Raw genomic sequence first — 13,069 nt, 5'->3', positions numbered from 1 at the left:
TAACTTAATTGTTGGAGTTTTGAAAAAAAAGCAAGTCCCAAAGATACCGATTTTAATATAACTCCAAAAACAAAGCTGTATATAAAACCTCAACAAAAGAGGTTTTTACCATCATTTAACAATTTTTTCTTCTCTCTCTTTCTGTCTTCAATAAATTCAACTCTCTACTAGTTTGTCCGGCTACAGATGTATTTTCTTCAGCCCTTCTGATTAAGTAGGGCATCACATCTCTAACGGGTCCAAAAGGTAAATATTTGGCAACATTGTAACCATGTTCTGCTAAATTATAACTAATGTTATCACTCATGCCATATAATTGCCCAAACCAAATTCGGTTATCATTTTTAGCGATACCTTTTTCTGTCATCAGTTCGATTACCTTGTAAGAACTTAATTCATTGTGAGTTCCGGCAAAAATCGACATCATATCCAAATTATCCATCATGTATGCCATAGTGGTATCGTAATTAGCATCAGTAGCTTCTTTGCTTTCGCAGATTGGTGTCGGATATCCTTTCTCTTCAGCCCGATTGTTCTCTTTTTCCATATAGGCACCACGAACTAACTTCATACCGATGAAAAAACCTTCAGATTTGGCTTGCTCGTGTAATTTTTTCAGATAATCTAAACGGTCCCAACGGTATAGTTGCAACGTATTAAAAACAATAGCTTTTTCCTTGTTGTATTTGCGCATCATTTCGGTGACAATATCGTCAGCGGCATCCTGCATCCAACTTTCTTCTCCATCAATTAAAAGTGCAACATCTTTCTCGTAAGCGGTTTTACAAATCAAGTCAAATCTTGAAACCACTCGGTTCCATTCTTTTTGTTCTTCTATAGTTAAGGGTTGTTTTTCTCCAATTTTTTCATAAAGATAAAATCGACCTAATCCAGTAGGTTTAAAAACGGCAAACGGAATTGCTTTTCTTTCTTTGGCAAATTCAACAGTCTTTAAAGTCATTGCTAAAGCGGCATCAAACTGTGCTTCTTCTTCTTTTCCTTCTACTGAATAATCTAATACTGATGAAACACCTTTGGTAAACATTTTGTCTACAACAGACAGACAATCCTCTTCTGTTGTTCCGCCACAAAAATGATCGAAAACAGTGGCTCTGATTAAGCCTTCAACAGGTAAATGAGCTTTGAGTGCAAAGTTTGTAACCGCAGTTCCTATTCGAACTAACGGTTCATTATCAATCATTTTGAATAAAAAGTAGGCTCTATCTAATTCGGTGTCGGTTTTTAGCGCAAAGGCAATTTGGGTATTGTTGAAAATCTTTTCCATTTTGTTGTTATAATGCAACAAATATAAAAAGAGTTTTAGGATTTATTCTATTTAAAAACTAGTTTGAAGTAAGCATTTGTTATTCTATTACAAATAAAAAAGAGAATTGCATTTAGTGTTAGGTTATTTTAAAAAATCTGTCAGCCAAAGCTTTCTGTACTCCGCATTTTTATCATAATCCTGCGCTTGCTTTTCAATATTAAAATAACGATTTCCTCTAGGGTCATTCCCTACTCCAGCCAAATACGCCCAATTCCCCCAATTGCTGCAAACATCATAATCGATTAATTGCTGTTCAAAATAGGCCGCGCCATATCGCCAATCGAGTTTTAAATCGTTGCACAAATAACTGGCCACATTTTGTCTGCCTCTGTTACTCATGAATCCGGTTAATTTAAGTTCTAGCATATTGGCATCCACAAAATCGACTCCTGTTTTCCCATCTATCCAATTTTGGAGTTGCCTACTATTGTGCTTGTTGGTCTCAATGGCTTTGTTTTGGATTCCGTTCTGTTGAAAAAATTTAGTGTGGTATTTCTTCATCATAAACCTAAAATAATCGCGCCATAACAATTCGAAAACCAACCAATAAGTCGATTCATTGGCTCCGTATTGCGCTTCGTATTTTTTGAGTTCATAATAAATTTCTCTTGGCGACAAACAACCTAATGCTAACCATGCTGAGAATTTCGAAGAATACTCCGCACCAATCATTCCGTTGCGAGTATCTTTGTATTTTGATATTGATTTTGTGTCAAAAAAATAATGATTCATTCGATGTAAAGCCTCTGTTTCTCCACCTTTAAACTGAAGTACGGCTCTGGAATCGATGGTGCTTTTTTCTAATCCTAATTCTTCTAAAGTAGGTAAAACAATTTCTGGAATTTCAGGAGATTTAATGGACAAAGGCATTTCAAAAACGCTTCTGATTTTGGCATCTTTTTCAGTTTTCTTCCTGAAATTAGTAAACACATCCGGAATATCTTTGATAGAAAAAGGTAAATCTTCGGCGTGGTATAAAGTGCTGGTGCTATAGGTTTCAAATTCGCATCGAAGCTTAAACAGTTCTGATTTTACTAAGTTTTCAGTTTCGTTTTCTTCATAAGTAACTTCTCGTTTGGCAAAGACTTTATAAGCTTTGTATTCCTGAACCATTTTCGGGATTTCGATTTCGGGCTTTCCTTTTACAACAATCAATCCAGAACCTAATGCTCTTAGATTCTTATCCAAATCGGCAACAGATTCTAGTAAAAATTGTGCTCTAAAACTTCCTGTCTTTTGAAAACCAAACTCCGTTTCTTTGAACTGAGCTTCATCAAAACAATACACCGGAATAATTTCGTCACTCTTGGCAATGGCTTTTACCAAAGTTTCATTATCGTGCAAACGCAAATCGGTTTTAAACCAAACTACAACTCTTTTCATAGGTTATTTATATTTTTCAAATAATAATCGGCTTGCTCTAACAAACTGATTTTGTCTTCGGAATTCATTTTTCTCCAAACATTATACATCATTCCGATGCGAGGATTTTTGGCGAGTTTTGCTTCGTTTTTATCATAAAAATTCCAATACAAACTATTGAAAGGACAAGCTCTTTCACCCGTTTTTTTCTTCTTGTCATAATAACACGAACCACAATAATGACTCATTTTATCAATGTAGGTTGCTGAACTCACATAAGGTTTTGTTCCCACGATTCCCCCATCGGCAAACTGACTCATACCACGGGTGTTGGTGATTTCAACCCATTCAATCGCATCGATATAAATTCCGAGATACCAAGCATCGACTTCATCTGGATGCACTCCGGCCAACAAAGCAAAGTTGCCAGTAATCATCAACCGTTGGATGTGATGGGCATAAGCATACTTTAAGGATTGCGAAATCGCATCTTTGAGGCAATTCATTTTAGTGTTGCCTGTCCAAAACCAGTCGGGTAATTTTTCAGTGTTCTCGAAGAAATTCAGAGACGCGTAATCTGGCATTTTCATCCAATAGATACCTCGCATGTATTCGCGCCAGCCAATAATTTGCCTAACAAAACCTTCTAGTTGGTTATACTCTATTTCCTGCTGACGGTCTTCCCATTCCTGAATGGCTCTATCAATAACTTCTTTGGGAGAAATCATTTTCAGGTTCATTGAAAAAGAAAGACGTGAGTGATACAACGACCATTCATTCGGCGTCATCGCATCTTGATAGGAACCAAACAATGGCAAACATTCTACAACAAAAAAATCGAGTAACGCTAACGATTGAGTTCTATTAATAGGCCAAACAAAATGCTTCTCCTCAATACTTCCGATGGTCGAAACATCTGTAACTTTTAACTCCGATACAATTTGCGAAACATCATTGTCAAATACTAACGGCGGAGTTGGTTTATGCTCTTTTGGAAGCTTTTTGCGGTTATCACTATCATAGTTCCATTGGCCTGTTTTGGGGTTATCGCCATCCATTAAAACGTTGTGTTTCTTTCGCATAGCGCGATAAAAACTTTCCATCAACAACATCTTTTTCCCTTCGAAAAAAGTGCTTAATTCCTCTCTTGTGCTAAAAAAATGTTCGGTATCCACAACCGAATGTTCGATTGAAAGTTGGTTACAATAGTTTTTCAACAACACATCCAATCGGTATTCATCGGGCAATTGGTATTCGAAATGCGTGAAATTATTTTGATTTATTAAAGTATTCAAATTCATTTCAAAAGACTGCAAATTGGCGCTATCATTCAAATGTATGTATATAACCTTATGCTTTTCGGATTGCAAATCGACTGCAAACGTTCGCATCGCACTGAAAAAACCCACTACTTTTTGAATATGATGTTGAGCATAATCGGTTTCGGTTCGGACTTCCATCAGCACATAGGTAACCGAATCATCAATGGATTTGAACCAAGAGTGATTGCTATTGAGTTGGTCTCCCAAAATTAACCGAAGTGTTTTTTTATTTTTCATTTTTATTGGCTCTGCATTTATCGCTACAATATTTTACTTCCTCCCAAACTTTCTCCCATTTTTTGCGCCAGGTAAAAGGTCTGTTACAAACGATGCAAACTTTACTAGGCAGGTTTTGTTTTTTTACGTTATGCATTTTCAAAATCCAGTTTAGTCCGTTTCCATTCAATCGCTACAGAAGAACCTTTGGCTATAAAAACAGCAGATGGTTTTGTATCATTTAACACTGAAAAAGACTCGCCATACATCGCTTTAAAATCACAATCGACTTTATAATCAACTACCTCATGAATTTCCCAACTGGGGTGATGCAACCGATATTCCTCTGTTTTACCATTACTAACTTTGGTGTAGCCATAATAGTGTTCGTAGATGAATTTTTCGAGTGTATCTTGTTGCATTGGTTGTGATGGCAACCTATTTTCTACATAAATGCTATTCCATTTTTTATTCAACTGCCAATCGAATTGTATTTTTTGATTGACATCATCTTTAGAAATACTATGTTTTGTTGGAACAACTGTGTAATGTTCTTTATACAATGTATTGGCCATCCATGCTACAATTTTATATGGAATAGTTTCATTGACAAACACTACACCTCGCTTAGTTACACCTTCCTCCTTTCGTTTGACATAAAAGCGTAAATTGATTTCTTCAAAAGTCCCTAATCTTGGAATGGTTATGTTGAATAATTTGGTGTCCTTAAACATAAATCCAACCAAACTGACATAAGCTTTACCTTCATATAAATCGAGTTCCACACCTTGCGGCAAATAAGGGAATAAAATTTCAGGATCTATTTCGTAATTGACCATGATGATGTTTTCCCAATTGGCTTTTAAAAAGATGCTCATTTTTTTGTGTTTGTTTTTGAATTTCTTCGTGGATTACTAACGTGCTTTTTCAGAATTCTTTTTCCTTCTTCTTTGACTTCATCGGTTTTGCGGAAACTCCAGATCACATCGCTGGCAAATTTTCGTGTGGCTTCAATATCTACAATTGGTGCTGGGTAGTCATTGCCGATTTCACACTGATATAATTGTTGTTCGATTAAGCTAAGTTTCCAAGGTTCGTGAATCAAACTGGAAGGAACATTAGCTAATTCCGGAATCCATTTTTTAATAAAAACACCATCACTATCGTGTTCTTCAGAATTCTTAATCGGATTGTAAATTCGGACCGTATTGATTCCGGTTACACCTGATTGCATTTGCAACTGTGGATAATGAATTCCGGGTTCGTAATCTAAAAACTGTCGAGCCAAAAAATGCAATTCGCGCCAATCCTGCCACAGATTAAACACAAAAAATGAAACCACCATAGCTCGCATTCTGAAATTAAGATACCCAGTGGCGACAACACATCGCATACAAGCATCAACAATAGGCACTCCAGTTTTTCCTTCTTGCCACGCCTTGATGTAAATATCATTTTTAGGTTTAATTACAATATCAAAAGCGCTGTTGATATTGTGGAATTCCATTCGGCATTCGTCTTCAAATTTTTGTATAAAATGGCAATGCCAATGCAAACGAGAAATGAAATTAGACAGAGCTCTTTTATTAGCTGACGTTGGATAATGCTGCATCGTATACTGATACACCATCCGCATACTGATGTTTCCGTAAGTCAGATAAGGTGATAAACGGCTGCATCCCTTTCGGCTCAAACTAGGTTTAGAAATGTGTTTGCTGTAATTCACATAGCGCTCTTTGACAAAACTATCTAAATATCTCCAAGCCCAATATTCACCTCCATGTTGGAAATTATTGTTGGATGTTGTGATTGCTTTATCAAGACTTTCTCCCTTCAATTCATTGTAAAAATCAGAATCCAAATTTTCAATTAACAACGAATTTAAGTCTATTATTTTGGGCGTTTGTTGCATGACGTGTTCCCAACGTTTGTCCCACTCTTTTCTCGATTTTAATTTCCGAATCACGCCATGCATTTGGAATTCTTTCCAATGGATGTTATTTTTAGAAAAGAAGTGTTGCATTTGAATGTCTCTATCGAATGTAATTTTGTTCCCAATTTCTTGATGAGAGAACACATTTTTGATCTCGTAGTTTTTTAAAATTTCAGTAATAACAGTTTCGACTTCGTTATGAAAATAATAAAGTTGGGCTTCAATTGCATCTAATTGCGTTTGCAATCCTTGAATAGATTGATAGACAAAACGCGAATGACGAACATCGGAATCATCATAATGCATTACCGAAGGTTCGAAGAAATAAAGCAATAAAATAGGTAAACCGGATTGTTGTGCCTCAAAAAGCGGTTCATGATCTGTGAGTCGCAAATCTCTTTTGAACCAAACAATATTGATAGCTTTTTTACTCAAAGTAATCTGAAATTATACTAGTGATTTCTTTATCAGGTTTGGCATAACTCAATCGGTCTAATTTCTTAGTTATATGATAACTATCAAGACCGGAACAAGTAATAGTATTGGCTTTTTCAATATCTAAAAATCCATCTTTACTAAGACAGTTTTCTGGAAAATGCACTTGAACGATTTCACCAATCACCATAATAGTATTATTGATGTTAATATCGATTTTCTCTCTGAATGCCAATCCGATTTGCACAGCGCTTTCCTTTACAAAGGGGGCTTGAAAATCATTTTTATAAATAGGTGTCAAACCCGTTGCTACAAATTCTGAAACTTCCTTTTCATAACGAGCTGAAGTTTGATGTGCTTTTTTATAAATGGTTTCGTTAATATGATTAATAGTATAAAAGCCTGTTTCCAATAAATTATTTAAAGTATTGCGTTCTGGCGGACTTGGTCTAAAGATTAAAGCCATTAATGGCGGATGGGCTCCTATGTGAATTAACGAACTGAAAACAGCCAAATTCGTATTTCCATCGCTATCAGCTGTCCCAACAAGTGTAACGCTCTTAAATCCCCCAATACTATTAATAAAATGTACTCGGGTCTGTTTTTCCATAGCTACTATGTCTTCGGAAGAAATATACTTTTGCATGCTTTGTTTGGTTTTATGAAAAATAATCATCCCTTTGGTTAAGAACTACCCACTTCTTATCGCTGTTGAGTTTGAAGGTACCGATGTGTTCTTTGTTCCATTCATAAGGTCCAATAAGTGAAAGAAAATTTACGCCATCATCTCCACGATACATATGATAAATTTCTCCAATAACTGGCTCAAACGAGAACTTAGCGTTGTATACTAATTCGTTCCATTCGTATTCCATCATTAATTTTTGGTATTGCAATTTGAGTTCGTTGAATTTGTTTTCAAACTCTTTGTTAACGTTGCTAATCCCTCTACTTTTCCAGGAGACTAAATCATCTATTTTAATGGCAGGAGCTCCTACATTTGTGGCATAAGGCAATATACTCGCGTGATATCCTTTTTCATCCGAGTATACTATATTGTCTGGTTTATCTTTTTCCATGTTATCTTTTAGAAATTTTATTGTTTGAAATAGCACGTTGGAGATTACATTTGAATCTATCTATTCCCTCTACTCTTTTTGCTGCATGTTTGGTTTTACAGTTTTCAACACGCTCACGCCAAAGTTTGTAACTACTAAACTTGAGTTCTCTTTTCATTAAAGCTTTGACATCGGCTTCTACCAAACCAAACTGAAATTTGATGGCATCAAACGGAGTTCTGTCTTCCCAAGCCATCTCTATGATTCTATCAATGGCAATATCATCTAAATTGGGATTTACGGCAATTGGTTTTTTGTTCATTCTTTTAAATAAAACTTTAAACAAAAGTAAACTTTATTTCTGATACAAAAACAAATGGCTATTAATAAATCTTATTGCGTTATTAGAAAAAAAATCCCTTATTTTGCTGAATACATTTTACTCATGATGCAACCTATAGCGGCCAATGGTTACCCAATAGTATTCAGCGAAAACGGATATGACTTTCTCAATACCTTTATTCAAGAAAGCAAGTATTCCAATATCTTCATTTTAGCAGATACCAATTCTAATGAATACTGCTTAACCCGCTTGTTACCTTTCTTAGCAACGGATAAAACCATTGAAATCATTGAAATTGAAGCTGGAGAAAGCGAAAAAAACATCACTACTTGTGTTGAGATTTGGAATATCCTAACGGAACTTGGAGCCGATAGAAAAACAGTACTTATAAATGTAGGCGGCGGAGTTATTACCGATATTGGTGGATTTGTAGCTTCTACTTTTAAAAGAGGTATTGATTTTATTCATATCCCTACTACTCTTTTAGCCATGGTTGATGCTTCTGTTGGAGGCAAAAACGGAGTAGACTTAGGAAATTTAAAAAACCAAATTGGTGTTATCAATGTTCCGAAAATGGTCCTTATTGATACCGAATATTTGACCACTTTACCGCAAGATCAAATGCGTTCGGGTTTAGCAGAAATGCTAAAGCATGGTTTGATTGCCGATGCTTCTTATTGGTCCCAATTCAAGAATTTAACCCAAATTGACTTTGCTGATTCTGATGCTTTAATACATCGTTCTATTGCCATCAAAAATGATATTGTAATGCAAGATCCAACTGAAAACGGGATTCGGAAAGCGTTGAATTTTGGTCACACTTTAGGGCATGCTATCGAAAGTTATTTTCTAGAAAATGACAACAAGAAAACCTTGTTACATGGTGAAGCTATTGCTGTGGGAATGATTTTAGAAAGTTATATCTCCTGGCAAATGAAACTCCTTTCAGCGGCAGAATATCTGGAAATTAAAAATACCATTAATGCCATATTTGACACCATCGTTTTTGAAGAAGAAGATATCCAACCTATTCTAGATTTATTGATTCATGATAAGAAAAATGAATACGGGAAAATACAATTCGCTTTACTGGAGGGTATTGGCACCATTAAAATTAATCAAGAGGTTGAAAACAAGCTAATTATAAAATCTTTTGACGATTATAAGTATTAACATTTTTTTCATACAAATAGTTGCATTTCGAATATATTATTTTTTACATTTGCCCTAATGAAAAAAAGTGCCAACACTACTATTCACAGTAACTATAGTCAAGAAAACTATCTTACTTTTTTTGCTTTGTCTAATCGTTTTTTTAGTTTAAAAAGTGATTTTATAGCTATGTGTTCTCCAATTACCTTTTTATTTCAGGAAAAACTACCTATTATATACGCTAATATTAGAGTTTGAATTATAGCTTTTACTTTGTTTTTATAAACTAAATTAAACTATAATTCTAAATCCTCAATGAACACTAAATATTACGATTTAATAAACCAAACTTTTTACTTTCCACAAGAAGAATTTACTTTAAACAAAGACCATTTACAGTTTCACAATATTGATTTGATGAAATTGGTAGAACAATATGGTACGCCTTTAAAATTTACTTATTTACCGCAGATTTCTAATAACATCAACAAAGCCAAAGGTTGGTTTAGAAAAGCTATGGAAAAAAATAAGTACGAAGCCAAATACTACTATTGCTATTGTACTAAGAGTTCTCATTTTAGCTTCATCATGAATGAAGTATTCAAGAACAATGTTCATATCGAAACCTCATCGGCTTATGATATTAATATTGTAGAGAATTTAATCGCACAAGGCAAAATCAATAAAAGCACCTACATCATTTGCAACGGATTCAAAAGAGAACAATACATTGAAAACATTGCTCGTTTGATTAATGGTGGTTACACTAAAACAGTGCCTATCATTGATAACTACGAAGAGTTAGATTTGTTACAAGAATCTATTAACGGTAAGTTTAAAATCGGAATTCGTATTGCTGCAGAGGAAGAGCCTAAATTTGAGTTTTATACTTCACGTTTAGGTATTGGATACAAAGACATCGTTCCGTTTTACAGAAAACAAATTCAGGAAAATAAACAAGTGGAATTAAAAATGCTTCACTTCTTTATCAATACAGGTATTATGGATACCGCATATTATTGGAATGAATTAGTGAAATGTATTAAAGTATATGTAGCTCTTAAAAAGGAATGCCCAACTTTAGATAGTTTGAACATTGGTGGGGGATTCCCGATTAAAAACTCCTTAGGATTTGAGTACGATTACCAATACATGATTGATGAAATCTTAAACCAAATTAAAATCTCTTGTGACGAAGCCGAAATTGATGTACCACACATCTACACCGAGTTTGGTTCGTTTACCGTTGGTGAATCTGGAGGGGCAATTTATCAAGTGTTGTATCAAAAGAAACAAAATGACAGAGAGAACTGGAACATGATTGATAGTTCATTCATTACTACTTTGCCTGATACTTGGGCGATTAACAAACGTTTTGTAATGTTAGCTGTGAATCGTTGGAATGATACTTATGAAAGAGTTTTATTAGGTGGATTGACTTGCGATAGTGATGATTATTACAATTCGGAGCAACATATGAATGCGGTGTATTTGCCTAAATACAATAAAGAGAAACCTTTATATATAGGCTTCTTTAATACGGGTGCTTACCAAGAAACGATTGGTGGCTTTGGAGGATTGCATCACTGTTTGATTCCACAACCGAAACATATTTTGATTGATCGTGATGAAAACGGCATCCTAGCTACCGAAGTGTTCTCTGAACAACAAAGTGCTGATGATGTATTGAAAATATTGGGTTACGACAAAATATAATACTTAAAAACAATTATTTTTAACAGAATTAAAATTTAAAAACTGTTTGTAGTTTTAGAAAAAAAGTTTTTCTTTGAACCACCAACTACAAGCATAAAATGCAAACCAAAATGAGCAAAGGACCAATAAGTCAATTTATAGAAAAACACTATCTTCATTTCAATGCGGCAGCACTAGTTGACGCAGCTAAAGGCTATGAAGAACATTTGCTTGACAATGGTAAAATGTTGATTTCCCTTGCCGGTGCTATGAGTACGGCAGAATTAGGAAAATCATTGGCGGAAATGATTCGTCAGGATAAAGTACATATCATTTCTTGTACTGGAGCCAATTTAGAAGAAGACATCATGAACTTGGTAGCGCACAATTCGTATAAAAGAGTGCCTAACTATCGTGATTTAAGTCCACAAGAAGAATGGGATTTACTAGAAAACCATTACAACCGAGTTACCGATACTTGTATTCCTGAAGAGGAAGCTTTTAGAAGATTACAATCGCACCTATATGATATTTGGAATAACGCTAACGCTAAAGGAGAACGTTACTTTCCGCATGAATTTATGTACCAGATGCTTAACTCTGGTGTGTTAGAACAATATTATGAGATTGACCCAAAAGATTCTTGGATGATTGCTGCCGCGGAGAAAAACTTACCGATTGTAGTACCAGGATGGGAAGACAGTACCATGGGAAATATCTTTGCTTCGTATTGTATTAAAGGAGAATTCAGTCCACAAACGATGAAAAGTGGTATTGAATACATGATGTGGTTAGCGGATTGGTTTCCAAAAAACTCTGGCGGAAGAGGCGTTGGTTTCTTTCAGATTGGAGGAGGTATTGCTGGGGACTTCCCTATTTGTGTAGTGCCGATGTTATACCAAGATATGGAAATGCATGACATTCCGTTTTGGAGTTACTTTTGCCAAATTTCAGATTCAACGACAAGTTATGGTTCCTATTCAGGAGCTGTCCCTAATGAGAAAATCACATGGGGCAAACTTGACATACATACACCCAAATTTATTGTAGAATCGGATGCAACAATTGTTGTACCTTTAATATTTGCTTACTTACTAGATTTATAAAAAGTTTTTTTATGAGAAGAATTATCGTAGACTATGCTAAACTAACTGGAGACATACTAAATTTATTAGTAGAGAAATTTCCTGAAGGTTATGACGACTCTGACATCATTCGTTTTAGAAATGCTCAAAACGAGCTAATTGAAGCCGTTGAGGTAAGAACGGAAGACACTATTTACTTGGTCAAAGTGAGTACTAAACTCGCCAGCCGTATGGAGAAATTTGATGAAGAAGAAGACATCGACTCTGTAGTAGAACCAATCGAACCAATCAAAGGTTTAGATGACGATGATGATATCCCATCTGATGCCGATGAAGATGAAGAAGAAGATTTATTGAAAGATAAAGGAGGTTCTGATGATGGTGACGACGACGATGACGATGATGATTTTGAAGTTTCAGACAACTTTGATGATGACGATGATGAAGAGTAGTTAATTACGAATTAGAAATTACGAATTACGATTTGAATTTTTGTTTATAAATATAGAATCCCAAATACTAAATAGTGTTTGGGATTTTTTTTGCTTCTCGATACATTTTGAGCATAGCTCAAAACACTCGAAGTGACGGTTACTATAGATAGCGTTCTTCAAAAACTCTTTGATGGTGGTTTTGATGGCCTATGATTACGAAACCTAAGGCTCTTACTGACATTGGGTTGTTTGAAGCAGTTCCAATTCTTAGTAGTTGTTCTTCGTTGAAGGATTTGAATAACGCTAATGTAGCTTGTCTAACTACTAAAAGTTCTGATAATAGATCTTGGATGCTTCTTTGGTTGGCATGAGCTTCCTCAACGTACATATTTTCATCAAAGCTAGCTAAAGCGGTTTTGTCATTACGGGCAAAGCGTAAAGCTCTGTAGGCAAAGATTCTCTCGGCATCTATAAGATGGAGAATAATGTCTTTGATGGTCCATTTGCCTTCGGCGTAGCGGTAATCGAATTTGTCTAAGGGGATATTTTGTACAAATTTGACTAGGCGATGTACTGATATTTCGAGTTCTTCGGTTAAAGAATACTCATCAGATACTTGGTTAACGTAGTTTGCGTAATAGGAGGCGTATTCATTGGGTTGTACTTGTGCTACTTTCATGATGGATGATTGTTTATTAAGTTTAAAA

Annotated in this window: 14 protein-coding genes; 4 read left to right on the top strand and 10 right to left on the bottom strand. The window is 35.2% G+C overall.

The features are described 5' to 3' along the window. Window positions 1–115 precede the first annotated feature (115 nt). From OLM53_RS00295 to OLM53_RS00255, 9 genes are all read right to left on the bottom strand, one after another. Window positions 116–1,285, bottom strand: a complete 1,170-nt coding sequence (locus OLM53_RS00295) for a proline dehydrogenase family protein (protein WP_264521057.1) — start codon at window positions 1,283–1,285, stop codon at window positions 116–118. 123 nt (window positions 1,286–1,408) lie between these two features. Beyond that, window positions 1,409–2,710 carry a DASH family cryptochrome gene (locus OLM53_RS00290; RefSeq protein ID WP_264521056.1) on the bottom strand — a complete coding sequence of 434 codons (1,302 nt, stop codon included), beginning with the start codon at window positions 2,708–2,710 and terminating at the stop codon, window positions 1,409–1,411. Then, the gene (locus OLM53_RS00285; RefSeq protein ID WP_264521055.1) at window positions 2,707–4,248 is read right to left on the bottom strand and encodes a cryptochrome/photolyase family protein; all 1,542 of its coding nucleotides are present in this window, start codon (window positions 4,246–4,248) and stop codon (window positions 2,707–2,709) included. Before OLM53_RS00285 ends, OLM53_RS00290 begins: the two co-directional genes overlap by 4 nt. Then, window positions 4,238–4,384 carry a DUF2256 domain-containing protein gene (locus OLM53_RS00280; RefSeq protein WP_264521054.1) on the bottom strand — a complete coding sequence of 49 codons (147 nt, stop codon included), beginning with the start codon at window positions 4,382–4,384 and terminating at the stop codon, window positions 4,238–4,240. Before OLM53_RS00280 ends, OLM53_RS00285 begins: the two co-directional genes overlap by 11 nt. Next, window positions 4,377–5,105 (bottom strand): YqjF family protein, encoded by a 729-nt coding sequence (locus tag OLM53_RS00275; protein WP_264521053.1) that lies wholly within the window; start codon window positions 5,103–5,105, stop codon window positions 4,377–4,379. The genes OLM53_RS00280 and OLM53_RS00275 overlap by 8 nt, the downstream gene beginning before the upstream one ends. Next, window positions 5,102–6,595, bottom strand: a complete 1,494-nt coding sequence (locus tag OLM53_RS00270; protein ID WP_264521052.1) for a cryptochrome/deoxyribodipyrimidine photo-lyase family protein — start codon at window positions 6,593–6,595, stop codon at window positions 5,102–5,104. The genes OLM53_RS00275 and OLM53_RS00270 overlap by 4 nt, the downstream gene beginning before the upstream one ends. Then, a complete protein-coding gene (locus OLM53_RS00265) occupies window positions 6,588–7,241 on the bottom strand; it encodes a flavin reductase family protein (protein ID WP_264521051.1) in 654 nt (217 codons plus the stop codon). Before OLM53_RS00265 ends, OLM53_RS00270 begins: the two co-directional genes overlap by 8 nt. 13 nt (window positions 7,242–7,254) lie before the next feature. Beyond that, window positions 7,255–7,674 carry a DUF2452 domain-containing protein gene (locus tag OLM53_RS00260; protein WP_264521050.1) on the bottom strand — a complete coding sequence of 140 codons (420 nt, stop codon included), beginning with the start codon at window positions 7,672–7,674 and terminating at the stop codon, window positions 7,255–7,257. A gap of 1 nt (window position 7,675) precedes the next feature. After that, window positions 7,676–7,975, bottom strand: a complete 300-nt coding sequence (locus OLM53_RS00255) for a TIGR03643 family protein (RefSeq protein ID WP_264521049.1) — start codon at window positions 7,973–7,975, stop codon at window positions 7,676–7,678. Between the two features lie 126 nt (window positions 7,976–8,101). Between OLM53_RS00255 and aroB the strand changes: the two genes are divergently transcribed. The 4 genes from aroB (at window position 8,102) to OLM53_RS00235 (ending at window position 12,380) form a co-directional block, all read left to right on the top strand. Next, a complete protein-coding gene (gene aroB, locus OLM53_RS00250) occupies window positions 8,102–9,169 on the top strand; it encodes a 3-dehydroquinate synthase (RefSeq protein WP_264522401.1) in 1,068 nt (355 codons plus the stop codon). 294 nt (window positions 9,170–9,463) lie between these two features. Continuing rightward, a complete protein-coding gene (locus tag OLM53_RS00245) occupies window positions 9,464–10,864 on the top strand; it encodes an arginine decarboxylase (protein ID WP_264521048.1) in 1,401 nt (466 codons plus the stop codon). Between the two features lie 110 nt (window positions 10,865–10,974). Next, complete coding sequence (locus OLM53_RS00240; protein WP_264521047.1) at window positions 10,975–11,949, top strand: deoxyhypusine synthase family protein; 975 nt, start codon at window positions 10,975–10,977, stop codon at window positions 11,947–11,949. An 11-nt stretch (window positions 11,950–11,960) separates the two neighbouring features. After that, window positions 11,961–12,380: a DNA primase gene (locus OLM53_RS00235; protein WP_264521046.1), complete on the top strand. Its 420-nt coding sequence runs from the start codon at window positions 11,961–11,963 to the stop codon at window positions 12,378–12,380. A gap of 142 nt (window positions 12,381–12,522) precedes the next feature. Here the strand turns inward: OLM53_RS00235 and OLM53_RS00230 are convergent, their stop codons facing one another. Further along, a complete protein-coding gene (locus tag OLM53_RS00230) occupies window positions 12,523–13,041 on the bottom strand; it encodes a DinB family protein (protein WP_264521045.1) in 519 nt (172 codons plus the stop codon). Between the last annotated feature and the right edge of the window lie 28 nt (window positions 13,042–13,069).

This window comes from Flavobacterium sp. N1994, assembly GCF_025947145.1.
In the GTDB taxonomy this organism is placed as follows: domain Bacteria; phylum Bacteroidota; class Bacteroidia; order Flavobacteriales; family Flavobacteriaceae; genus Flavobacterium.
The sequence above is the reverse complement of the archived record's forward strand: the minus strand, read 5'-3'. Positions and strand labels throughout refer to the sequence as shown.

Bases quoted from the DNA above. Each gene is read 5' to 3' on its own strand.
- OLM53_RS00245 (WP_264521048.1), top strand. From the start codon at position 9,464: ATGAACACTAAATATTACGATTTAATAAACCAAACTTTTTACTTTCCA.
- OLM53_RS00235 (WP_264521046.1), top strand. From the start codon at position 11,961: ATGAGAAGAATTATCGTAGACTATGCTAAACTAACTGGAGACATACTA.
- OLM53_RS00265 (WP_264521051.1), bottom strand. From the start codon at position 7,241: ATGCAAAAGTATATTTCTTCCGAAGACATAGTAGCTATGGAAAAACAG.
- OLM53_RS00230 (WP_264521045.1), bottom strand. From the start codon at position 13,041: ATGAAAGTAGCACAAGTACAACCCAATGAATACGCCTCCTATTACGCA.
- OLM53_RS00285 (WP_264521055.1), bottom strand. From the start codon at position 4,248: ATGAAAAATAAAAAAACACTTCGGTTAATTTTGGGAGACCAACTCAAT.
- OLM53_RS00260 (WP_264521050.1), bottom strand. From the start codon at position 7,674: ATGGAAAAAGATAAACCAGACAATATAGTATACTCGGATGAAAAAGGA.
- OLM53_RS00275 (WP_264521053.1), bottom strand. From the start codon at position 5,105: ATGAGCATCTTTTTAAAAGCCAATTGGGAAAACATCATCATGGTCAAT.
- OLM53_RS00290 (WP_264521056.1), bottom strand. From the start codon at position 2,710: ATGAAAAGAGTTGTAGTTTGGTTTAAAACCGATTTGCGTTTGCACGAT.
- aroB (WP_264522401.1), top strand. From the start codon at position 8,102: ATGCAACCTATAGCGGCCAATGGTTACCCAATAGTATTCAGCGAAAAC.
- OLM53_RS00295 (WP_264521057.1), bottom strand. From the start codon at position 1,285: ATGGAAAAGATTTTCAACAATACCCAAATTGCCTTTGCGCTAAAAACC.
- OLM53_RS00280 (WP_264521054.1), bottom strand. From the start codon at position 4,384: ATGCATAACGTAAAAAAACAAAACCTGCCTAGTAAAGTTTGCATCGTT.
- OLM53_RS00255 (WP_264521049.1), bottom strand. From the start codon at position 7,975: ATGAACAAAAAACCAATTGCCGTAAATCCCAATTTAGATGATATTGCC.
- OLM53_RS00240 (WP_264521047.1), top strand. From the start codon at position 10,975: ATGAGCAAAGGACCAATAAGTCAATTTATAGAAAAACACTATCTTCAT.